Origin of the sequence: Stenotrophomonas maltophilia (assembly GCF_003970865.1) — a bacterium.
GTDB classification, from domain to species: domain Bacteria; phylum Pseudomonadota; class Gammaproteobacteria; order Xanthomonadales; family Xanthomonadaceae; genus Stenotrophomonas; species Stenotrophomonas maltophilia_AR.
In genome coordinates, this window is record NZ_RXLZ01000038.1 from 1 (window position 1) to 20,396 (window position 20,396).

A 20,396-nucleotide genomic window follows, 5' to 3' on the forward strand; every position below is an offset into this window, starting at 1 on the left:
TCAACCAGGGCAAGCCGGGCAAGGTGGCTTTAGTCGCGGTAATGCGCAAGATGATGGTGATCCTCAACGCCCGCAAACGGGATGCGGAGGCCCAGATGGCCTCCGCCTGACAAGACAGTTGCTACAGAAGGGCGGCAGTCGAGCATGGCTCGGCTCTACACAAAGCGGGCATGCGGGCCGGCGCGATAGAATGACCGCCACTGAATTCTGCGGAGCACCGCCCATGCCCTCCTTCGACGTTGTGTCCGAAGTCGACACCCACGAGCTGACCAACGCCATCGACCAGGCCAACCGCGAACTGGCCACCCGTTTCGACTTCAAGGGCGTTGACGCCAAGTTCGAGCGGGATGGCGATGTCATCAACCAGACTGCGCCGACCGAGTTCCAGCTCAAGCAGATGAACGACATCCTGCGTGCTCGCCTGGCCGCGCGCGGCATCGACGTGCTCAGCCTGGAGTTCGGCGACATCGAGACCAACCTGGCCCAGGCCCGGCAGAAGATCACCGTCAAGCAGGGCATCGAGCAGAAGATCGCCAAGAAGATCGCGGCGGCACTGAAGGACGCCAAGCTGAAGGTGGAAAGCCAGATCAACGGCGACAAGCTGCGCGTGCAGGGCAAGAAGCGCGACGACCTGCAGGACGCCATCGCCGTACTCAAGGCCGGCAAGTTCGAGCTGCCGCTGCAGTTCAACAACTTCCGCGACTGATGCCCCCGCCGGGCCATGCCCGGCGAACTGCGTGGTCAATCGCGCAGCAGCTTGTACAGGGTTGTGCGCGAGATCCCCAACTGGCGTGCGGCCAGGCTGAGGTTGCCGTCAGCGGCCTGGGCCGCGCGGCGCGCGGCCTCACGCTGCTGGTCACGCAGCAGCGGCGCGACCGGATCTGCCGGGGTGCTCCGCTGAGTAGACCGGAGCGCCCCGCCCCGCGGCCCCTGCAGACGCTGCAGGTAGACCGCACTGCCCTCGCCCAGCCGCACCCGATGCGCTGCGCCCGGCTGCAGCAGGCGACGCCGTTGCGCCGCACTGGCACCGGCAAACAGCGCTTCCAGACCCAGCAGCGGCAATGGCCCGCGCCGTGGCAGGCCCAGCAGGCGCCGTGCAACGCGGTTGGCTGCACGCAGCTGGCCATCCTCCTGCACCGCCAGCAGTCCCTGCAGCGGTGATGCCAGCCAGCGCGGATCATGTTGCACGGCGAGCAGATGCACGTCGGTGAGGCTGTGGAACAAGCGATTTTCGCTGGCCAGCGCAGCCTGCCGGAAATAGCCCTGCAGCAGGGCGGGATCGCGCTCGCCAAGACCGGTGATGTCGATCACCCCGCAGACCCGGCCGTCGAGATCGTGCAGTGGCTCGCTCAGGCAGAACACCGGCGCGAAACGCTGCAGGTAATGTTCGTTGCCGCGCACCAGTGCCGGCACATCGTCGGCCAGGCTGACCGCCGGCGCGGTGGTGCCGATCTCCGTCTCGCCCAGCTGTCGCCCGACCTGGATCGGCCGCAGCAAGGGAGCATCTTCCAGCCCGTGGGCCTGCTGCGCGATCACCATGCCATCGCGATTGGCGCAGAACATCGTCCAGCCACGCCCACCGAAGGCCGCCCAGAGCTGTTCCAGCTCCGGCTGCACGCAACGTGCCAGGCGCCGGTCGTCGGGATGCGGGAGACGCTGACCGCGCCCCAGCAGCGGTCGATAGTCCGGCTCCTGCCCCGGTTGCAGGCCCGCCGCGCGCGAACGCAGCCATGACTGCTGCAGCGGCAGCGGCAACACGCCCAATGAGCGCGCATCGCCCTCGGCGAAAGCGGCACGTGCCGCCACCAGTTGTTGCTGCCCGACTGTCGTGGCCATCATGGACGCAGCGTACACCCGCCAGCGGCAACACCATGTTACGTCTCCACAACGGAGCGTTTCCGTTTCAAGACGCGTTCAAACAAAGGGGCAGAGCCGTTATCTTCTGGAAAACGGATCTGCCCCCATGCCGGCCAGCGGCCGGCGCTACCGACGGTGGACGTTACGCTGCGATGCGCAGCACCGGCTTCAGGGTGATGCCACGGGTGCTGTCTTCGGCCGCCTGGTTGATCTGTTCCAGCGGATAGAACTTCACCAGCTTGTCGAACGGGAAGCGCCCCTGCTGGAACAGGGTCACCAGCTGCGGAATGAACACCTGCGGCACGCTGTCACCCTCGACGATGCCGCGGATGCTGCGCCCGCCGAGCAGCAGGTTGTTCACATCGAAACTGGCGGTGGTGCCCAGCTTCGGCGCACCGACCACGCCCATCATGCCCAGCCCACCCAGTGCCTCGATGCCAGCGGACAACACGTCCGGACGACCGGTTGATTCCAGCGCGAAGTCGGCGCCGCCACCGGTGATCGCACGCACCGCTTCCACCACATCGGTCTCGCGGCTGTTGACCACGTGGGTGGCGCCCAGTTCCAGCGCCAGTTCCAGGCGCGACGGCACCACATCGATGGCGATGATGGTGGTGGCGCCGGCCACCTTGGCCGCCATCACCGCGCTCAGGCCCACCGCGCCGGCGCCGTAGCTGGCGAAGCTGCTGCCCGACCGCACCTGCAGCGAATTGAGCACTGCACCGGCACCGGTCTGGATGCCGCACCCCAGCGGGCCCAGCAGTTCCAGTGGCGCGTCGTCAGGTACCTTGATCGCATTGATCTCGCGGGCCAGCGCATAGGTGGCAAACGAGGACTGGGCGAAGAAATGGTCGTGCAGCGGCTGGCCCTGCGCATCGGTGATCGCGGTATGGCCGTGGCCATCATCGCCACCGAAATTCAGGGCGAAGAAATCCCTGCAATAGGCACCGTGTCCGCCCCGGCAGGGATTGCAGTGACCACAGGCGCCGTAGGTCAGTACCACGTGATCCCCCACCTTGAGGTCGCGCACGTTCGGGCCAACCGCTTCGACGATGCCCGCACCCTCATGGCCGAGCACCGCCGGCAGCGGCACCGGATAGTACTGATCGCGCACGATCAGGTCGGTATGGCACAGGCCGGTGGCCACCACCTTCACCAGCACCTCGTCGTCCTGCGGGCCGCGCAGCGTCGCCTGCTCGATGACGAAGGGCTGCTCCTTGCCGCGTACCACGGCGGCGGTGATCTCACGCGTTGCGTTGTTGTCGTTCATCGTGATGGCTCCTTCGATCAGATCGGGTAAGCGGGCGCTTCGCCCTTGACGGTCAACCACTGCCACTGGGTGAACTCCTCGCCGTTGGCCGGGCCACCGATGCTGGTGCCGTTGCCGGACGCGCCGACGCCGCCGAAGGGGTTGATCACCTCGTCATTCACGGTCTGGTCGTTGATGTGCAGCAGGCCGGTACGCAGGCGCTCGCCGATCTTCAGCGCGCGGCCGACATTGCTGGACACGATCGCCATCGACAGCCCGTACTCGCTGTCGTTGGCCAGGCGCACGGCTTCGTCGTCATCGTCGAACGGCACCACCACCGCCACCGGCGCGAAGATCTCCTCGTTGAAGGCTGGATTGTCGGCCGCAACATTGCCGAGCACGGTCGGTGCGAAGAACAGGTCCCGATGCGTGCCTCCCGCTTCCAGTGTGGCACCGGCCTGCACGGCCTGCTCGACCACGCGTGCGGCATGGTCGCGCTGGCCGGCATTGATCAGCGGACCGATCGCCACGTCCTCACGTGCCGGGTCGCCCACCTTCAGCGCGTTGGCCTTGGCCACCAGTTTCTGCAGGAACGTGTCGTGGATCTTGCGGTGCACCAGCACGCGGCCGGTCGCCATGCAGATCTGGCCCTGGTGCAGGTAGACGCCCCACGCGGTGTTGGCCACCGCCAGGTCCAGGTCTGCATCATCAAGGATGATCAACGAATTCTTGCCGCCCAGTTCCAGCGAGACCTTTTTCAGATGCCTGCCGGCCGCCTCTCCGACCTTGCGGCCAGCGGCGGTGGAACCGGTGAACTGGATCATCGCCACGTGCGGGTCACTGGTCAGTGCGGCCCCGGCCGCGCCATCGCCGGGCAGCATGTGCAGCACGCCTGCCGGCAGGCCCGCCTGCTCGAACAAGCGTGCGATCACCGCGCCGCCACATACCGCCGTACGCGGGTCCGGCTTGAGGACCACGGCGTTGCCCAGCGCAATCGCCGGGGCCACCGCGCGCATCGCCAGGTAGAGCGGGAAATTGAACGGCGAGATGACCCCGACCACGCCCAGCGGGCGTCGGCGCGCCAGGTTCAGCTTGCCCGGTTCGGATGGCAGGATCTCACCCGTGCTGCGCGACGGCAGCGCCGCAGCTTCATGCAGTGCCTTGATGGTGACCTTGGCTTCGAAGCCGGCCTTGAGGCGGGTTGAGCCGCTTTCGCGCACCAGCCACGCGACCAGGGTGTCGATGTTCTCTTCGGCCAGACGCGCGGCCTTGCGCAGCACGTCGGCACGCTGTTCGTAGGGCGCCGCCGCCCACGCCTGCTGGGCCTGCGCGGCGGCGGCGGCCGACCGCGCGACCTGCGCCGGGTCGGCCAGGCCGATTTCGCCGAGCTCCTGGCCGGTGGCCGGTTCAATCACCGGGTTCCGCTGCGGGGCAGCCTGCCAGTGACCATCAAAGAAGGCGCCGGCCCAGAGAGCGTCCGGCAGCCACGGGGAAGATGCAGTCATGGGTGTCCTCCTGTGTCGTGCATCCATTCCACGCCCGTCGCCCCGGGCTGGCAATCGGCCATCCATCGGTAGCGCGCAACGACTTGAATCATCAGGCATTTCCCGCTTCGCCACTGTCCAGTTCCTGCACAGTGGACAGCGCAGCACCGGCACACTGCCTACAATGGCGGCCCCGCCAGCCGACGTGCCCGCCATGACCGATTCCCACCTGCCCACCGATGACCCGATCGCCGCCACCCGCCTGTGGCTGGAGCGCATCGTCATCGGCCTGAACCTGTGCCCGTTCGCCAAGGCGGTGTACGTGAAGGACCAGGTCCGCATCGTGCTCAGCGATGCGACCACGCCGGAAGCGCTGGTTGAACAACTGGCCGAGGAGCTGGTGCTGCTGCGCGATACGCCGGCCGATCAGATCGACACGACGCTGATCGTGCATCCGCAGGTGCTGACCGATTTCCTCGACTACAACGATTTCCTCGACAACGCCGACGCGGCGATCGAGGCGCTGGACCTGCAGGGCATCCTGCAGGTGGCCAGCTTCCACCCGGACTACCAGTTCGATGGCGTGGCCGCGGACGACGCCAGCAACTACACCAACCGCGCGCCCTTCCCCACCCTGCACCTGCTGCGCGAAGACAGCGTGGCGCGTGCGGTGGATGTCTATCCGGACCCGGACGTGATCGTCGAGCGCAACATCCAGACCCTGGACCGCATCGGCGTGGACGGCTGGCATCGCCGCCTGCGCGGCGAAGACCTGACGTGAGCACGATGCCGCCGATTGCCGCATGGCCAGCCGCGCCACTGTCGGGCAAGGTGGTGCTGGTCACCGGCGGCGCCAACGGCATCGGTCGCGGTATTGCCCAAGCCGTTCTCGGTGCCGGTGGACGCGTGCTGATCGGCGACCTCGATAGGGAGGCCGGCCAGGCTTGCCTGGACGAATGGCAGCGCGGCGAGGATGCCGCGTTCCAGCCCCTGGACATCACCGACGAAGCCAGCGTGCGCGACTTCATCGCCGTGGCCCTGCGGCGTTTCGGCCGCATCGACGGGTTGGTCAACAACGCGGGGATCGCCGGCCCACACGGCACACGGCTGCAGGACATGGACTGGGACGAGTGGCAGCGCCGGCTGTCGTCACTGCATGGTGCCTTCCTGTGCAGCAAGCACGCGCTGCCAGCACTGACGGCCAGTGCTGCGGGCGCGATCATCAACATCGCATCGACCCGCGCCTGGCAATCCGAAGCACACAGCGAAGCCTATGCCGCGGCCAAGGGCGGGCTGGTGGCCTTCACCCATGCGCTGGCGATCAGCGCCGGCCCGGCGGTGCGGGTCAACAGCATCAGCCCCGGCTGGGTCGGCACCACTGCGTGGCAGTCACCCTCAAAGCGCCACGAACCGGAATACTCGGCCATCGACCAGGCGCAACACCCGGTCGGCCGGGTCGGCCGCCCCGAAGACATCGGTGCACTGGCGGTGTACCTGCTGTCGTCGCTGTCCGGTTTCAGCACCGGCCAGGACTTCATCGTGGACGGCGGCATGACCCGGAAGATGATCTACGCCGAATGACCCCAAGGCGCGTCGCCCGGTAGAGGCCAACCTTGGTTGGCCTGGGCTTTTCGCCAACCAAGGTTGGCACCTACCAAACACCTTACGCCATGCCCGAATGGCGCAGCAGCGCATCGATCTGCGGTGCGCGGCCACGGAAGGCCTTGAAGTTTTCCGCCGCCGGACGGCTGCCACCACGCGACAGGATTTCATCGCGGAAGCGCGCGCCGGTTTCTGCCAGCGCCTGCGGTGCTTCCTCAAACGCAGCATAGGCATCGGCACTGAGCACTTCAGCCCACTTGTAGCTGTAGTAACCGGCCGCGTAGCCGCCAGCAAAGATGTGGCTGAACTGGTGCGGGAAGCGGTTCCAGACCGGTGGGTGATTCACCGCCACTTCCGCGCGCACGCGATCGAGCAGCGCCAGCACGCTGTCCTGCGCCGGTTCGAACTGGCTGTGCAGCAGCATGTCGAACAGGCCGAACTCCAGCTGGCGCACGGTGGCCATGCCGCTATGGAAGTTGCGCGCCGCCAGCATCCGTTCGTACAGCGCGCGTGGCAGCGGCTCACCACTGTCCACGTGCGCGGTCATCGCCTGCAGGTGGTCCCATTCCCAGCAGAAGTTCTCCATGAACTGGCTGGGCAGCTCCACTGCGTCCCATTCCACGCCGTTGATGCCGGCCACGCCCAGTTCGCCGATGCGGGTCAGCAGCTGGTGCAGGCCATGGCCCATCTCATGGAACAGCGTGGTCACTTCGTTGTGGCTGAAGGTGGCCGGCTTGCCATTGGCACCGCGGCCGAAGTTGCACACCAGGTAGACCAGCGGCGTCTGCACGCTGCCGTCTGCGCGCACGCGACGGTTGCGGCAATCATCCATCCACGCGCCACCGCGCTTGCCTTCGCGCGCGTACAGGTCCAGGTAGAACTGGCCAACCAGCGCGCCCTGCGCATCGACCAGCCGGAAGAAGCGCACATCCTCGTGCCACACCGGCGCGCTGTCCTCCTGCACGCGCAGGCCGTACAGCTGCTCGATCACCGAGAACAGGCCGCCCAGCACCTTTGGTTCAGTGAAATACTGCTTCACTTCCTGCTCGGAATAGCTGTAACGCGCCTGCTTCAGGCGGTCGGCGGCGAACGCCAGGTCCCAGGCCTGCAGGCTGTCGATGCCGAGTTGTTCGCGTGCGAACTGCTCCAGCTCGGCGCGGTCCCTGGCGGCGAACGGCTTGGCACGCGAGGCCAGGTCACGCAGGAAACCGAGCACTTCGGCCGGGTCCTGCGCCATCTTGGTCGCCACCGAGTAATCACCATACGAGCCGAAGCCGAGCAGCGCGGCCAGTTCCGCGCGCAGGGCGAGGATCCGGTCGATGTTGCCGCTGTTGTCCAGCGCGTCGTCACCGAATTCGGACGCACGCTGTGCGCTGGCGCGGTACAGGATCTCGCGCAGGTCGCGGTCCTCGCCCCAGGTCTGCACCGGCAGGTAGCACGGCATCTGCAGGGTCAGTTTCCAGCCGGTCTTGCCGTCCTTCTGTGCTGCGGCATGCGCGGCGGCCTTCACGTCTTCCGGCAGGCCCTTCAGGCGCGCTTCGTCCTCGATGATCAGCGACCAGGCATCGGTGGCGTCGAGCACGTTCTGCGAGAACTTCGCCGACAGCGCCGACAGTTCCTCCTTGATCGCCGCGAAGCGCTGCTGCGCCTCCGGCGCCAGTTCGGCACCACCCAGGCGGAAATCGCGCAGGGTGTTGTCCAGCAACTTGCGCTGGGCCTCGTCGAAGCGCGTCGCCTCGGCGCTGGTGGCCAGCGCCTGGTACTGCCGGTACAACGCCAGGTTCTGGCCCAGCGCGCTGGCGAAGCGGGTCACCCGCGGCAGGTTGCTGTTGTAGGCCTCGCGCAGTTCCGGGGTGTTGACCACGCCCTGCAGGTGGCCGACCAGGCCCCAGGCGCGCCACAGGCGCTCGGTGGCATCGTCCTGCGGGGCAACGAAGGTCTCCCAGCGCACCGGCTGCACCTGCTCGGCCGTGCTGACGGCGGCTTCGGCCTCGGCCAGCAGCACGTCCAGCGCCGGCGCCACGTGCTCGGGGCGGATGGCCTCGAAGCGCGGCAGGCCGGAAAAATCGAGCAGGGGGTTGGCAACGGTCACGGCAGATCTCCAGGGTACGGGCCCGGCAGGCGGGCAGCATGCAGGATATGGCGCTGGCAGGCGGGGCTGACAAGGGGGCACGGCCCGGCATTCACGTCGGCCTTACGGTCGCGCACCGAAGCTCTGGCTGCGGGGGAGTCCGCAGCGGTACGCACCGAACGAGGCCCTACATGGAAGGTCTGGCTGCAGTTGCATCCGCCTCACCGGCCCGGTCACTGGCATTGTCCGCCAGCCCGGCCGAACTGACCTGGATCGCCGCATTGTGCGATGCCGGCGACGACGCCCCGCGTCACCTGCATCAACTGCAGGCAGTGCTGCAGCAGGGCGGCACGTTCAACGATGCCCAGGAGTGGTACCCGTTCGAGGTGATCGAGCGTGGCGCCAGCCAACTGCGGCTGGGCCATGAGCGCGAGTTCGTGATCTGCGTGCTGCTGTGGCTGCAGGCGCTGGCCCAGGGCCGCGCCAGCATCCTGGACCCGAGCCTGCATCTGGATGATCGCGCGATGGACATCGAGGCCCTGCCCGATGCGCTGCGCGATGCGGTGCTGGACGCGTTCACCGCAGCGGGATATTGAATCCGTAGCGTCGAGCATGGCTCGACGCTACAAGGGCGCTACAGCGCTTCCAGGCTGCACCACGGCAGTTCCGGCAATCCCTGCCCGGCCACCGCGGAGGCCAGCTGTGCATCGGCGCCGTCGACATCGATGCCCTGGCGCGCGTACCACGCCGGATCGTAATAGCTCTGCGCATAACGCTCGCCGCTGTCGCACAGGATGCTGACGATGCTGCCCCGGTGGCCCGCTTCTCGCATCCACTGCGCGGCCTGCAGCACGCCGATGAAGTTGGTGCCGGTGGAGCCACCGACACGACGACCGAGCTGACGGCTGACATGGCGCATGGCGGCCAGGCTAAGCGCGTCGGGCACCTTCACCATCGCATCGACGCTGGTCGGGATGAAACTCGATTCCACCCGCGGCCGGCCGATGCCTTCCACGCGCGAACCACCACTGCAGGTCAGGCCACGCCAGTCCTGCTCACCGGCCACGGCGGCCTGGTAGCCGTCGAAGAACACCGACACTTCCGGGTCTGCACAGAGGATGCGGGTGTCATGCCGGCGGTAGCTGACATAGCGACCCAGCGTGGCCGCAGTACCCCCGGTACCGGGGCTGCACACGATCCATTCCGGAACCGGGCTGGGCTCCTCGGCCATCTGCTTGAAGATGGACTCGGCGATGTTGTTGTTGGCCCGCCAGTCGGTGGCGCGCTCGGCGTAGGTGAACTGGTCCATGAAGTGACCGCCGGTTTCGCGGGCCAGCTTCTCCGATTCACCGTTGAGTTCGCAGGCACGCTCGACCAGGTGGCAGCGGCCCCCGTGGAACTCGATGGCGGCGATCTTCTCCGGCGAGGTCGTGGCCGGAATCACCGCGATGAACGGCACCCCCAGCAGGCGCGCGAAATAGGCTTCGGACACCGCCGTCGAGCCGCTGGATGCTTCGATCACCGGGCGCCCTTCGCGCAACCAGCCATTGGTCAACGCATACAGGAACAGCGAGCGCGCCAGCCGGTGCTTCAGGCTGCCGGTGGGATGGCTCGATTCATCCTTCAGGTACAGGTCGATGCCCTCGAACCCTGGCAGCGCCAACGGGATCAGGTGGGTATCGGCGGAACGGTTGAAATCGGCTTCGATCTTGCGGATGGCGGCGGCCACCCATTCACGCTGCGACATGGCGGGCAATCGTTGTCAGGACGGAACGGTGCGATCCGGCCATTGTACGTCGCAGTGCCGTCAGGTGCTGGCCGCTAGAATGGCACCATCTGGCCGGCAACGGCCCTGTCTGAAGGACCTCCCCCATGACCATTCCCGCCCTGCGCGATGTCCCCGGCGTCGCCGCCCAGGCCCCGGCCGAAACCACCGGCTTCGTGTTCAACCACACCATGCTGCGGGTCAAGGACATCACCGCCTCGCTGGACTTCTACACCCGCGTGCTCGGCTACCAGCTGATCGACAAGCGCGACTTTGCTGAAGCCCAATTCAGCCTGTACTTCCTGGCCTACGTGCCGGCCGGCGCGGTGGTGCCGGAAGACGACAACCAGCGCCGCGTGTGGATGGCCGGCCTGCCGGGCGTGCTGGAACTGACCCACAACCACGGCACCGAGAACCAGCACGGCGCGGTCTACCACGATGGCAACAGCGACCCGCGCGGCTTCGGCCACATCTGCGTGTCGGTGCCGGACATCGAGGCCGCCTGCCAGCGCTTCGAGGATCTGGGTGTGACCTTCCAGAAGCGCCTGACCGACGGCCGCATGAAGAACCTGGCCTTCATCAAGGACCCGGATGGCTACTGGGTCGAGATCATCGCCAACGTCTGACCCGAAAAGGGGACGGAGAGGATTAAGCCGTTTCTGGCACTATTGGGCTGGAAGCGACTTAATCCCCTCCGTCCCCTTTTTGAGGTTCGTATGGAAACGATGGAACTGCACCGTGGCCGCCTGATCGACCACCTGCAGCTGGTGGTGCGTGACCTGGCCGCCAGCCGCCGCTTCTACCAGGCGGTGTTCGATACGATCGGCATCCCGATCGCCGGCGAAGGCGATGATTACTTCTGGGCCGATGAGCTGTTCATTTCCAGCGCCAGCAGCGCGGCTGCCGCCGGCCAGCTGACCGGCCGCCATCACCTGGCCTTCCAGGCGCGCGACAGCGCCACCGTCGATGCCTTCCACACTGCAGCCATCGCCGCCGGCGGCACCGACAACGGCGCGCCGGGCGAACGCCCCTACCATCCGGGTTACTACGGCGCCTTCGTGCTCGATCCGGATGGCAACAACATCGAAGTGGTCTACCACGGCCCGGCGAACTACAGTGCCGATTCGGTGAAGGTTACTTTCTGATATCACCGAAGCCGTGAACGAAGAAGCCGGGCAATGCCCGGCTTCTCTGCATCCAAGGGTCCAGCCCTCAGTGGGCGGCCATGTAGATGTCCTGCAGCACGGCCTTTTCCAGTTCCAGCTCGCCCAGCAGGTTCTTCACGATGTCACCCAGGCTGAGAATGCCAACCAGTCGGGTGCCTTCAGTGACCATCAGATGACGGCGCCGCGAGTATGTCATCAGCGACATGGCCTGCTTCAGGGTCGCTTCCGGCGCAATACCTTCCAGACCGGTGGACGGCAGGCTGGAAATCACCCGGCGGCCGGCCTGCGGGCCGTCGTCGGCCAGGGTACGCACGATGTCCTTTTCGGAAATGATGCCGACCGGGGCATCGTCCTTCATCACCACCAGCGCAGCGATCTTGTTCGCGCTCATCTTGTGGGCGGCGGCACCGATGGTGTCTTCGGCGTCGATGGTGATGACAGCTTCTTTCTTGGATTGCAGGAGTTCGCGGACGTTCATTCTTGTTTCCTGGTGCAGGTCACTGAAGTCAAAAAAGTGTGCTCTTCCGATACGCCCCCTCCCCGGGAACAGACCTTTCAGCGCACGTCTGGCGCACCCGGCTGCCGCTTGGAATGGATCGGCAGACGATGTGCTGCAACGCGAACGAGGTGGGCTCAACCACTCAACCCGGACCTCGGTCAAATTGATTCTACGACTGCGACCATCGGTCACTACCGGCATCGATAGGACAGTTCGTCGTGGGAACCAACTGACGATCCAGAGAATGGCACCGCGGCTGAAACCGAGGCTGAATGCCGCAGCCGGGCAGCGCTCAAGCTTGGCTGCCCGCTGCCGATGTGCGGACAGAACCCGAGGGTCCTGTCCCACTTCCGCGAAGGGTGAGGAACCGGCCAGGGCTCGCGGGCCTCAGGGCGTCCCGCCGTTGACCGGGTTCGCCCGCAGCCCCTGGGGAAACGGCCTGACCACATAGTCATTGCCGAAGATGTTCGGTGCGAACGGATAGTCGGTGGAGATGACCTGCGCACCGCTGGCCAGCGCCGCCTCACGCCGCGCTGTGTCGTTGGCACGCGCCTCGCCGGTATCGATGTCGGCACGGCTGCGCACCAGGTAGCCCTCGCTCACCAGCCGGCGGATCTCGCTGCCCCGGGTCAGGGCGTTGTCGATCATCACGAAGGCGGCGTGGTCCATGCCCGGTTGTCCCTGCACGAACGCCATCCGCCCCTCCAGGTTCGGATGCCCCTGCAGATAGGGCGCGAAGGTCTCCAGGTTCAGGCCCGGCACGATCATCAGGAACACGAACCTGCCACGGGCTGCCGACAGCGTGGGCCACTGCCCCGCGCGCGCGGCAGCTTCCAGCGTCGGTGCGTTGCCGCGCACATCATCCGGGGTGATCACACGTTCACGACCAAGAATGCGCTCGATGGAGGCATCCATTTCGGCGAACGCCCGGGCATCGAACGGCTGCACCGGCGTGGCTCCAGCCACCCGCGTGGTGAAGCTGGAGAACTTCGGCTCCAGCAGCACGAACACCGGCGAATGCCCGGGGTTCGCATCGGACCAGCTGCGTAGCTGCTGCAGGCACATGCGGAACGTCGGGCAACTGCTGCGGAAATCGACGTCGACCATGTGCAGGGTCTTCAACCCAGGCTCACGCAGTGCGGCATCATGCAGCGGCGCCAGGTTGTCCTCGCCCTTCGCGCGCAGCAGGCGGTAGGGAAGCGGATCGCTGAATCGGCCGCCGTCGTGGTCGACGTTGAGGTCCAGTTCGATGCTGCGCAGGCCGGACCGCAGCTGCGTGTCCAGCGTCGGGAAGCGGTATTCCAGCGCAGGCTGCAGTCCACCGTCGAAGGCATGCGGATGTTCGTCGGCAAAGGCCTTTCGCATCTGCTCGGGCATCTGCTTCATCATGCCATCGATGACCGGCTTCAACAGCGGATCCATCACCTCGAACACGCGTGGATCGGCCGGTTGGCTGTAGCTGTTGTGGGTGCCGATGACCTGGATCTGGTTGAGGCGCAACTCCGACGCCTGGACGGCGGTGCCCGCCGCACACAGCAGCGCGGCGCATGTCAGCGAACGGATCATCGTGCTTCTCCCCAGCCCTGCAACCGGACCCTGATGCCGAACATCCGTGGATTGGCCCGGATGGACGTTGGCACGCCAAAGAACTTTCCTCCATTGCCGACGTCGCGCACCCATTCGCGATCCTGCGCGTTCTCGACGTAGGCCTCGACCATCACCGCACCGTCGTTGCGCTCGAAACCCGCCCGCAGGTCGAGCAGGCCGAACGCCTTCTGGCTCTCGCTGTCGAGGTTGTCGTTGTTGAGGTAATAGCGGGAGCGCCACGCATAGTTGCCATTGGCAAACACCTCCCAGCGCCCGAAGGCCGGAGCGCGCCAGTCCAGGCTGAGGCTGGCCGTATGCTTCGGCGCCATGCGGAATACATTTCCCGAGCGATCCACCAGGGTGCCGTTGACCACCTCGCTGAAGGTGTCATAGCGGGTGTGCAGGTAGGCATAGGCCGCCGACAGGGTCAGGTCCTGCGTCAGCTGGAGCGCACCACTGAGCTCGAGGCCACGCGCCGATGCCTTGCCGGCGTTGACCATGCCCACGGTGATGTCGCTGGCGCGCGTCTGGAAGTCCTTGTAGTCGTAGGTGAACGCAGCCGCGTCGAAGTACAGGCGCTTGCCCACCGTACCCTTGGCGCCGATCTCATAGTTGACCACTTCTTCGGTCCCGAGCTTGCCGAAAGTCGGGTTTGGTTGCCCGTTCAACGGCGCGCCGAAACTGATCTGCGGATAGCCCGAACGCAACCCGCGCGATACGCCGGCATACAGATTGATCTGGTCGCTGAGCTTCCACGTCAACGCTGCACGCGGCTGCAGCAGATTGAAGTCCCCATCGGTGCTGAACTCCTGGCCCAGGGAGTTGCCCAACCCGTTGGGCATTGCGATGGGTGCCACGCCGTCGATGGTGGAGACCCGCGCCCAGTTGCGCACACGGGCCTGGTCGCGGGTGTAGCGCACGCCAGCATCCAGGGTCAGGCGCGGCTGCAGATCCCACGAGACATTGGCATAGGCGGAGGCGCTTCCACGCCGGTTGCGGGTGGAGGTACGGGTGGCCACGCCTTCGGTCACCGCACGACCGAGATAACGCGTGACCGGCGTGGTCACACGCGGGAAGCCGGCCAGGAGGTATTGCTCGTTGATCACCGTTTCAGCCAGATTGTAGGTGCTGTCCTGGTAGTAGCCCGCGCCGACGTTGGCACGGAAAGCGCCGCCATCATCGAATCCGAGGCGGAACTCCTGGCTGAGGATGCGCTGGTTGTCCGCCAGATTGCGGCCGATCAGGAATGGATAGGTGGTGCCATCGATGTCCCATGACTCGGAGAATTCGACCTTGCGCCATGCACTGATCGAGCGAAGTTGCCACGCGTCTGCCAGGTTCCAGTCGGTCAGCAGGGTGACGCCGGTCTGGCGGCGGCGCTGCGGCGGATCGTAGCTGCTCTGCGCAGCGTCACTGAAGGGACTGGTATCGCCGCCCGGGGAGGCGACGTTGATCGCCTTGGTCATCACGAAGCCATCGTTGTCGGACTGGTGATCGACGATCAGATCCATCGACAGCACGTCGGACGGCTGCCAGCGCAATGACATCCGTGCAGCGCCCATGTCGTCATCGTTCAGATCCGGGCCACCGCCCAGGTTGTGTACGTAGCCATCGCGCTCGCGCTTGCGCACGGCAATGCGCAGACCCAGCTCATCCTTCACCAGCGGCGTGTTGTAGATCGCCGTGGCGCTGTACAACCCATGGTTGCCCAGCTGCCCTTCCAACTGCCATTCCACGTTGGAAGGGTCGGCCTTGCGCGTGTAGACAGCGATCGCACCGATCTGCGCACCGCGGCCGTACAGCGTGCCCTGCGGCCCCTTGGCGACTTCCACCCGCTCGATGTCGAACAGCTCCTTCAGCATGCCGCGCGAACGGCTGGTGTCCACATCGTTGAGGAAGAAGGAGATGCTCGGTTCCGAAACCGCACCCGAATTGCCTGCCTCGATGCCGCGCATGACGAAGCTGGCGGAACTGTCGGTCTGCTGTTGCACGAAGAAGCCGGGGATGCGGGTGGACAACCGCTCGAAGTCGGTGAAGTTCTGCTTCTCGATGTCCTGGCCGGTGACCGCAGCAATCGAAATGGGCACGTCCTTGATCGACTGCTCGCGCTTCTGCGCGGTGACGGTCACCGCATCGAGCTGGACGGGGGAAGGCGTTGCGTCAGCGGCCTGGGCAGACACTTGTTCAGTCCAGGACAGACCGAGCGCGACCGCCAGGGCCAGGCTCAACGCTCTGGGCTGGAACGGATGGGACAGCATGGGTGGATCCCCTGGGAGTAGGTTCAGGGCGCGATCCTAGGCAGGCGCAATGACAGGAACATTACGCTTGTACGGCTGAAATTCTCATTATTCCCAGCAAACCAAGAGCGAACAAAACACTTGTTCAGCCCGAAAGATCCCGCAGCTGCCACTCCAGCAACTGCCCGGGGCGCTGCCTGTCCCCACCCTCGGCATCGGTCAGTGCAGCGGCCCCCAGGCCCGCGATCGCCGCAGCCTGCGCGTCCAGCCGATCCGCCAGGCGGTGGTCGCCCTCCCGCAGCAGGCGCGCCAGGTTCTCGCCGCGCAACCGGCGCAGGTCGACCGCATGGGGGCGCAGCACGGGGTCGCGCGCAGCCGCCAGGCTGATCGACAGCGTGCCGCGCATGGTGACCCGTTGCCGCTGCGTTGCCGAATCGTCGCGCGGCGCCGGCATGCGTCCCTGCGCCACCAGATAGACCATTTCCTGCCCGGCAATGAGCAGGTCTGCGCCAGTGCGGCAGTGATAGGCCACGCTGGAGGCGGGGATGCCCAGACGCTCGGCCACCGCGCGATGGGTCAGGGCCTGCGCACCCTCTTCAAGGATCACCTCACACGCGGCCACCGCAATGTCACGCCGCCGCCCCGGTTCCAGCAGCGGCGATGTTCCTTCCGGGGTGACCAGGCCCAACGCCGGATCCAGCCGCTGCACGAGCACCTCGAAGACAGCCGTGGTACTGGCCAGCCCTACCCTTTGCAGGGGATGCAGTCCATGCGACAGCCGCTCGATGGCCAACCGCCGCAGCAGGCGATAGTCCGGCAAGGCTTCCAGCGCCAGCGCATGCACACCCTCGTCGCTGGCATAGGCAAACAGCAGTTCGGACCACTGCGCCTCGTCGTCGATGCGGGCGGCCAGCAACTGTTGCCAGAAACGGCGCCGGTCCTGCAGCCAGGGCTGCAGCAACGCGGCCGTCGCCGGATCAACGCCTGCATGCAGCATCAGCTCGGCCCATACCAGGCGGGTCACCCGCACATCATCGTGGGCATCATCAGCACCGGCGGCCTGCAGATACTGCTCCAGCATCGTGGCCAGGGCCGGCGCATCCCAACGTGGCACGGCGGCCATGCAGGCGAGCCAGTCGGCATGCCACAACCGATCCCGTTCGCGCTCGGCGTCAACCAGCGCCTGCATCAGCTGCGCCTTGCTCCCCAGGTGATAGCTGAGCGTCGCCAGGGTTACCCCAGCGGCTGCAGCGATTCGGCGCAACCCGAGTGCCCGCGTGCCTCCGCCTGCCAGTTCATGCCGCGCAACCTGCAGCAGGCGCAGGCGCATCGGCAATGCCTCCGCCTCCATGCCCGCCATGGCCACAGCCCCATCTCGATTGCTCATGCTCGCATTCCTTCCGTCTTCCGCGGCACCCACCAGGCGCCGCCTGCCAGCAGCAGGCAACCCGCAGCCGCCAGGGCCGGGCCCGCTGCCATCATCGTTGCCAGCTGTGCGCTGTCCTCACCACGATAGTCCAATCCTGACAGCCAATGCCCCAGCCACCACGCGCCACATGCCAGCGCCGACTTGCTGGTGGCGGTAAGCAGCCCGAATGCCACCCCAGCCTGTAGAGGCGAACGCCCCGCAACCGCGTCAGCGAACGCCGCCCACAGGGTCATGCCGAGCACACCGCCCGCCAGGCCCATGGCCATCGCGCAGGCAATGGCGGCCCAGACTGCAGGTGCCAGTTGCCACCACGCCAGGGCCACCAGCATCAGTATCAGGCTGCACGCAAAGATCACCGGCAACCGCGGCTGCCGGGCCAGCAGAAGCTGCATCAGTGGTTGTGCGGCCAGGGTGCCGAGTGCGCCGCCCAGCAGCAGCGCTCCCCCCCACAGGGATGAACGCAGCACATGGCCGACGAAGTACGGTTCCAGCTTGGCGAACAGCGGAGCCCCGACCAGCAGTACGAAGAACATCGCCAGCAGCAGTGGAACCGGCAAGGTGTGCAAAGGCGCATCAGCGCGTTCGGATGCGCGGGGCCCAGGTGTCGCCCGCGCATGGATCAACACATGCCTCAGGCATGCCGCACTGGCAATCGCCAGAACGGCCAGCAACACGGTCAGCAGCATGAAACGCAGTGCCCGCTCCTGATGAGGCTGCTCCTGCAGAAGGGGCACGATCGCCAGCGCCAGGCACACCCCTGCCAGGCTGCTCACCGCGACCCGCACCGATGCAATCCGGCTGCGCGCAGCCGAAGTACGGGTCGCCAGGCTGAGCAGCACGTTCTGCGGAACGTCGTAGACGCTGTATCCCACGCGGAACATCAGGGCCAAGGCCAGCGCGAACGGCAATTTCGCGTGCTGTGGCAGGTGGCCTGTGGAAAACAAGCCGATCAGTGCGATGGCTGCCACCCACGCGCCCTGCCATTGCAGGTGCGCGGCACCGGCAACCGACGCCAGCGAGTTCCGCCAGAACCGGCCGACCAGCAGATCGCTGGCTGCGCTGGCCAGAAGGCTGGTGGCGACCACAGCGCCCATCGCCATGGGCGGCAATCCAGCCACCTCGGTGAGAAAAAACGCCAGCAGCAACTCACCGGTCTGCCAGAACAGGCTCTTCCCGAAGTGGGCTGCCGCATACGCCTTGTCAACACGGAACTGGCCTTCGGCCAGCCTGGGCGGCGCAACATCCATCCCCGCGCCTTCGCCTGCTGATAGGGGAAAGCACTATGTGCCGCCAACATGATGCCGGCATGACAATCCGGCCGGGACGTGACCCGCAGAAGCGCGGGGGCCAGGCCCTCGCGCTTCCACTACCTGCTGCAGGCAGTTGCTTTCACATCCGCGGTGCCCGCGCGGCTTACTCCACCGTCACGCTCTTGGCGAGGTTACGCGGCTTGTCCACGTCAGTGCCGCGCGCCAGCGCGGTGTGGTAAGCCAGCAGCTGCACCGGGATGGTGTGCACGATGGGGCTGAGCACGCCGGCATGGCGCGGCGTACGGATCACATGCACGCCTTCGGACTCGTTGAAGTTGCTGTCCTGGTCGGCGAACACGAACAGCTCGCCGCCGCGCGCGCGCACTTCCTGCATGTTCGACTTCACCTTCTCCAGCAGGCTGTCGTTGGGGGCGATCACCACCACCGGCATGTCTTCGTCCACCAGCGCCAGCGGACCATGCTTCAGCTCACCCGCCGGATAGGCCTCGGCGTGGATGTAGGAGATTTCCTTGAGCTTGAGCGAGCCTTCCAGCGCGATCGGATAATGCAGGCCACGGCCGAGGAACAGCGCGCTGCTCTTGCGCGCGAAGCGCTCGGCCCAGGCGGCGATCTGCGGCTCCATGTTCAGTGCGTGCTGCACGCTGCCCGGCAGGAAGCGCAGTTGCTCCAGGTAGTCGGCTTCCTGCGCCGCGTCGATGCGGCCATGCAGCTTGCCCAGCACCACGGTCAACTGGAACAGTGCGGCCAGCTGGGTGGTGAAGGCCTTGGTCGACGCCACGCCGATCTCGGCGCCGGCGCGGGTGTAGCACACCAGTTCACTGGCGCGCGGGATCGCACTTTCCGGAACGTTGCAGATCGACAGCGTGTGCTTGTGACCGAGCGACTTGGCGTACTTCAGCGCCTCCATCGTATCCAGCGTTTCGCCGGACTGGGAGATGGTGACGATCAGATGCTTCGGGTTCGCGTAGGCCGCGCGATAGCGGTACTCGCTGGCGATCTCCACGCTGCACGGCAGGCCGGCGATGGCCTCGACCCAGTAGCGCGCGGTCAGGCCGGCGTAGTAGCTGGTGCCGCAGGCAATGATCTGCACGCCCTCGATGCCCGACAGCACCGCTTCGGCATTCTTGCCGAACAGCTCGGCCGGGAAACCACCGGCGTCGATCGCCGCCTCGATGGTGTCGCCCAGCGCGCGCGGCTGCTCGTGGATTTCCTTCTGCATGAAGTGGCGGTACGGACCCAGCTCCAGCGACGCCAGCGACACATCGGACAGGTGTACCTCGCGCTCGATCGGCTGGTCATGCTCGTCGAAGATGCGCACGCCGTCGCGGCGGATCTCGGCGGTGTCGCCCTCTTCCAGGAAAATCACCTTGCGGGTGGCGGACAGCACCGCCGAAACGTCGGACGCGACGAAATTCTCGCCCTCACCCAGGCCGATCAGCAGCGGGCAGCCCATGCGCGCGCACACGAAGCGTTCCGGCTCGGCGCGGCTGACCACGGCCAGCGCGTAGGCGCCGGTCAGCTCCTTCACCGTGTGCTGCAGCGCCACCAGCAGGTCGTCGCCGTCCTTCAGGTGGTGATGGATCAGGTGCGCGATGACTTCGGTGTCGGTCTGCGACTCGAAGCTGTAACCCAGGGCACGCAGCTTCTCGCGCTGCTCTTCATGATTCTCGATGATGCCGTTGTGCACCAGCGCCACGCCGTGGCTGATGTGCGGATGCGCGTTGGCCTCGGTGACACCGCCATGGGTGGCCCAGCGCGTGTGGCCGATGCCCAGCACCGCGTTGAAGCCCTCGGCCTCGGCCGCAGTGGCCATTTCCGACACACGTCCGGTACGACGCACGCGGCGCACATCCGGCCGTTCAGCATGGTCGATCACCGCGATGCCCGAGGAATCGTAACCACGGTACTCAAGGCGCTTCAGGCCTTCGATCAGCACCGGCACCACGTCGCGATCAGCGATCGCACCTACGATTCCACACATGTCACGCGTTTCCTTGAAGACGATCGCCGCATTCTAGCCTGCGGGCCCGCGCTCCCCCTCCTGTCCGCTTAATGAAAGTGTCCGGAAAGGTGTCCGCGGACACCCGGACACTTCAACGTGCCTCCCAACCCATTGACCTAAAAGGGAATAAAGTTGGCACGCTACGTGCTTGGTACCGACTACCACCGTCAGGCACGC

Annotated in this window: 17 protein-coding genes and 1 pseudogene; 7 read left to right on the plus strand and 11 right to left on the minus strand. The window is 66.2% G+C overall.

The annotated features are described in order from the left end of the window. A pseudogene (locus EKL94_RS13550) lies at nucleotides 1–110 on the plus strand (IS110 family transposase); the annotation flags it as partial. Between the two features lie 113 nt (nucleotides 111–223). After that, nucleotides 224–706, plus strand: a complete 483-nt coding sequence (locus EKL94_RS13555; RefSeq protein ID WP_006471121.1) for a YajQ family cyclic di-GMP-binding protein — start codon at nucleotides 224–226, stop codon at nucleotides 704–706. A 35-nt stretch (nucleotides 707–741) separates the two neighbouring features. Here the strand turns inward: EKL94_RS13555 and EKL94_RS13560 are convergent, their stop codons facing one another. The 3 genes from EKL94_RS13560 to EKL94_RS13570 all read right to left on the minus strand — a co-directional run bounded on the left by EKL94_RS13560 (nucleotide 742) and on the right by EKL94_RS13570 (nucleotide 4,611). Continuing rightward, a complete protein-coding gene (locus tag EKL94_RS13560) occupies nucleotides 742–1,836 on the minus strand; it encodes a helix-turn-helix domain-containing protein (RefSeq protein WP_260473427.1) in 1,095 nt (364 codons plus the stop codon). 163 nt (nucleotides 1,837–1,999) lie between these two features. After that, nucleotides 2,000–3,127 carry an NAD(P)-dependent alcohol dehydrogenase gene (locus EKL94_RS13565; RefSeq protein ID WP_126929478.1) on the minus strand — a complete coding sequence of 376 codons (1,128 nt, stop codon included), beginning with the start codon at nucleotides 3,125–3,127 and terminating at the stop codon, nucleotides 2,000–2,002. A gap of 17 nt (nucleotides 3,128–3,144) precedes the next feature. After that, complete coding sequence (locus tag EKL94_RS13570) at nucleotides 3,145–4,611, minus strand: benzaldehyde dehydrogenase (protein ID WP_126929479.1); 1,467 nt, start codon at nucleotides 4,609–4,611, stop codon at nucleotides 3,145–3,147. 193 nt (nucleotides 4,612–4,804) lie between these two features. Here EKL94_RS13570 and EKL94_RS13575 point away from each other — a divergent pair, with 193 nt between their 5' ends. Together EKL94_RS13575 and EKL94_RS13580 are read left to right on the plus strand one after the other, a co-directional pair. Then, the gene (locus EKL94_RS13575) at nucleotides 4,805–5,371 is read left to right on the plus strand and encodes a DUF1415 domain-containing protein (protein ID WP_126929480.1); all 567 of its coding nucleotides are present in this window, start codon (nucleotides 4,805–4,807) and stop codon (nucleotides 5,369–5,371) included. Continuing rightward, a complete protein-coding gene (locus EKL94_RS13580) occupies nucleotides 5,368–6,171 on the plus strand; it encodes an SDR family oxidoreductase (RefSeq protein ID WP_126929481.1) in 804 nt (267 codons plus the stop codon). The genes EKL94_RS13575 and EKL94_RS13580 overlap by 4 nt, the downstream gene beginning before the upstream one ends. Nucleotides 6,172–6,253: 82 nt before the next feature. Here the strand turns inward: EKL94_RS13580 and EKL94_RS13585 are convergent, their stop codons facing one another. Beyond that, nucleotides 6,254–8,284, minus strand: a complete 2,031-nt coding sequence (locus EKL94_RS13585) for a M3 family metallopeptidase (RefSeq protein WP_126929482.1) — start codon at nucleotides 8,282–8,284, stop codon at nucleotides 6,254–6,256. 170 nt (nucleotides 8,285–8,454) lie between these two features. Here EKL94_RS13585 and EKL94_RS13590 point away from each other — a divergent pair, with 170 nt between their 5' ends. Then, complete coding sequence (locus tag EKL94_RS13590) at nucleotides 8,455–8,859, plus strand: hypothetical protein (RefSeq protein WP_049460886.1); 405 nt, start codon at nucleotides 8,455–8,457, stop codon at nucleotides 8,857–8,859. Nucleotides 8,860–8,897: 38 nt separating this feature from the next. Here EKL94_RS13590 and EKL94_RS13595 read toward each other — a convergent pair whose 3' ends face one another. Next, complete coding sequence (locus EKL94_RS13595; protein ID WP_126929483.1) at nucleotides 8,898–10,010, minus strand: PLP-dependent cysteine synthase family protein; 1,113 nt, start codon at nucleotides 10,008–10,010, stop codon at nucleotides 8,898–8,900. Between the two features lie 125 nt (nucleotides 10,011–10,135). On the opposite strand from EKL94_RS13595, the gene gloA reads away from it, so the two are divergent. Both gloA and EKL94_RS13605 read left to right on the plus strand, forming a co-directional pair. After that, nucleotides 10,136–10,654 carry a lactoylglutathione lyase gene (gene gloA / locus EKL94_RS13600; protein WP_126929484.1) on the plus strand — a complete coding sequence of 173 codons (519 nt, stop codon included), beginning with the start codon at nucleotides 10,136–10,138 and terminating at the stop codon, nucleotides 10,652–10,654. Between the two features lie 90 nt (nucleotides 10,655–10,744). Further along, on the plus strand, nucleotides 10,745–11,173 hold the full coding sequence (locus tag EKL94_RS13605) for a VOC family protein (RefSeq protein WP_126929485.1): 429 nt from the start codon (nucleotides 10,745–10,747) through the stop codon (nucleotides 11,171–11,173). Between the two features lie 67 nt (nucleotides 11,174–11,240). Here EKL94_RS13605 and EKL94_RS13610 read toward each other — a convergent pair whose 3' ends face one another. The 6 genes from EKL94_RS13610 to glmS form a co-directional block, all read right to left on the minus strand. Beyond that, on the minus strand, nucleotides 11,241–11,672 hold the full coding sequence (locus EKL94_RS13610) for a CBS domain-containing protein (RefSeq protein WP_010481344.1): 432 nt from the start codon (nucleotides 11,670–11,672) through the stop codon (nucleotides 11,241–11,243). 408 nt (nucleotides 11,673–12,080) lie between these two features. Continuing rightward, entirely contained in the window at nucleotides 12,081–13,259 is a 1,179-nt protein-coding gene (locus EKL94_RS13615; RefSeq protein WP_126929486.1) for a Ca2+-dependent phosphoinositide-specific phospholipase C, read from the minus strand. After that, the gene (locus EKL94_RS13620; RefSeq protein ID WP_126929487.1) at nucleotides 13,256–15,538 is read right to left on the minus strand and encodes a TonB-dependent receptor; all 2,283 of its coding nucleotides are present in this window, start codon (nucleotides 15,536–15,538) and stop codon (nucleotides 13,256–13,258) included. The genes EKL94_RS13615 and EKL94_RS13620 overlap by 4 nt, the downstream gene beginning before the upstream one ends. A 124-nt stretch (nucleotides 15,539–15,662) precedes the next feature. Continuing rightward, nucleotides 15,663–16,904: a TetR family transcriptional regulator gene (locus EKL94_RS13625; RefSeq protein WP_126929488.1), complete on the minus strand. Its 1,242-nt coding sequence runs from the start codon at nucleotides 16,902–16,904 to the stop codon at nucleotides 15,663–15,665. After that, nucleotides 16,901–18,193 carry an MFS transporter gene (locus tag EKL94_RS13630; protein ID WP_126929489.1) on the minus strand — a complete coding sequence of 431 codons (1,293 nt, stop codon included), beginning with the start codon at nucleotides 18,191–18,193 and terminating at the stop codon, nucleotides 16,901–16,903. Before EKL94_RS13630 ends, EKL94_RS13625 begins: the two co-directional genes overlap by 4 nt. Before the next feature lie 166 nt (nucleotides 18,194–18,359). Then, the gene (glmS, locus tag EKL94_RS13635) at nucleotides 18,360–20,198 is read right to left on the minus strand and encodes a glutamine--fructose-6-phosphate transaminase (isomerizing) (RefSeq protein WP_126929490.1); all 1,839 of its coding nucleotides are present in this window, start codon (nucleotides 20,196–20,198) and stop codon (nucleotides 18,360–18,362) included. Nucleotides 20,199–20,396: the final 198 nt, after the last annotated feature.

Coding starts and splice junctions, on each gene's coding strand:
- EKL94_RS13555 (WP_006471121.1), top strand. CDS start 224: ATGCCCTCCTTCGACGTTGTGTCCGAAGTCGACACCCACGAGCTGACC.
- EKL94_RS13560 (WP_260473427.1), bottom strand. CDS start 1,836: ATGGCCACGACAGTCGGGCAGCAACAACTGGTGGCGGCACGTGCCGCT.
- EKL94_RS13565 (WP_126929478.1), bottom strand. CDS start 3,127: ATGAACGACAACAACGCAACGCGTGAGATCACCGCCGCCGTGGTACGC.
- EKL94_RS13570 (WP_126929479.1), bottom strand. CDS start 4,611: ATGACTGCATCTTCCCCGTGGCTGCCGGACGCTCTCTGGGCCGGCGCC.
- EKL94_RS13575 (WP_126929480.1), top strand. CDS start 4,805: ATGACCGATTCCCACCTGCCCACCGATGACCCGATCGCCGCCACCCGC.
- EKL94_RS13590 (WP_049460886.1), top strand. CDS start 8,455: ATGGAAGGTCTGGCTGCAGTTGCATCCGCCTCACCGGCCCGGTCACTG.
- EKL94_RS13595 (WP_126929483.1), bottom strand. CDS start 10,010: ATGTCGCAGCGTGAATGGGTGGCCGCCGCCATCCGCAAGATCGAAGCC.
- gloA (WP_126929484.1), top strand. CDS start 10,136: ATGACCATTCCCGCCCTGCGCGATGTCCCCGGCGTCGCCGCCCAGGCC.
- EKL94_RS13605 (WP_126929485.1), top strand. CDS start 10,745: ATGGAAACGATGGAACTGCACCGTGGCCGCCTGATCGACCACCTGCAG.
- EKL94_RS13610 (WP_010481344.1), bottom strand. CDS start 11,672: ATGAACGTCCGCGAACTCCTGCAATCCAAGAAAGAAGCTGTCATCACC.
- EKL94_RS13615 (WP_126929486.1), bottom strand. CDS start 13,259: ATGATCCGTTCGCTGACATGCGCCGCGCTGCTGTGTGCGGCGGGCACC.
- EKL94_RS13620 (WP_126929487.1), bottom strand. CDS start 15,538: ATGCTGTCCCATCCGTTCCAGCCCAGAGCGTTGAGCCTGGCCCTGGCG.
- EKL94_RS13625 (WP_126929488.1), bottom strand. CDS start 16,904: ATGAGCAATCGAGATGGGGCTGTGGCCATGGCGGGCATGGAGGCGGAG.
- EKL94_RS13630 (WP_126929489.1), bottom strand. CDS start 18,193: ATGGATGTTGCGCCGCCCAGGCTGGCCGAAGGCCAGTTCCGTGTTGAC.
- glmS (WP_126929490.1), bottom strand. CDS start 20,198: ATGTGTGGAATCGTAGGTGCGATCGCTGATCGCGACGTGGTGCCGGTG.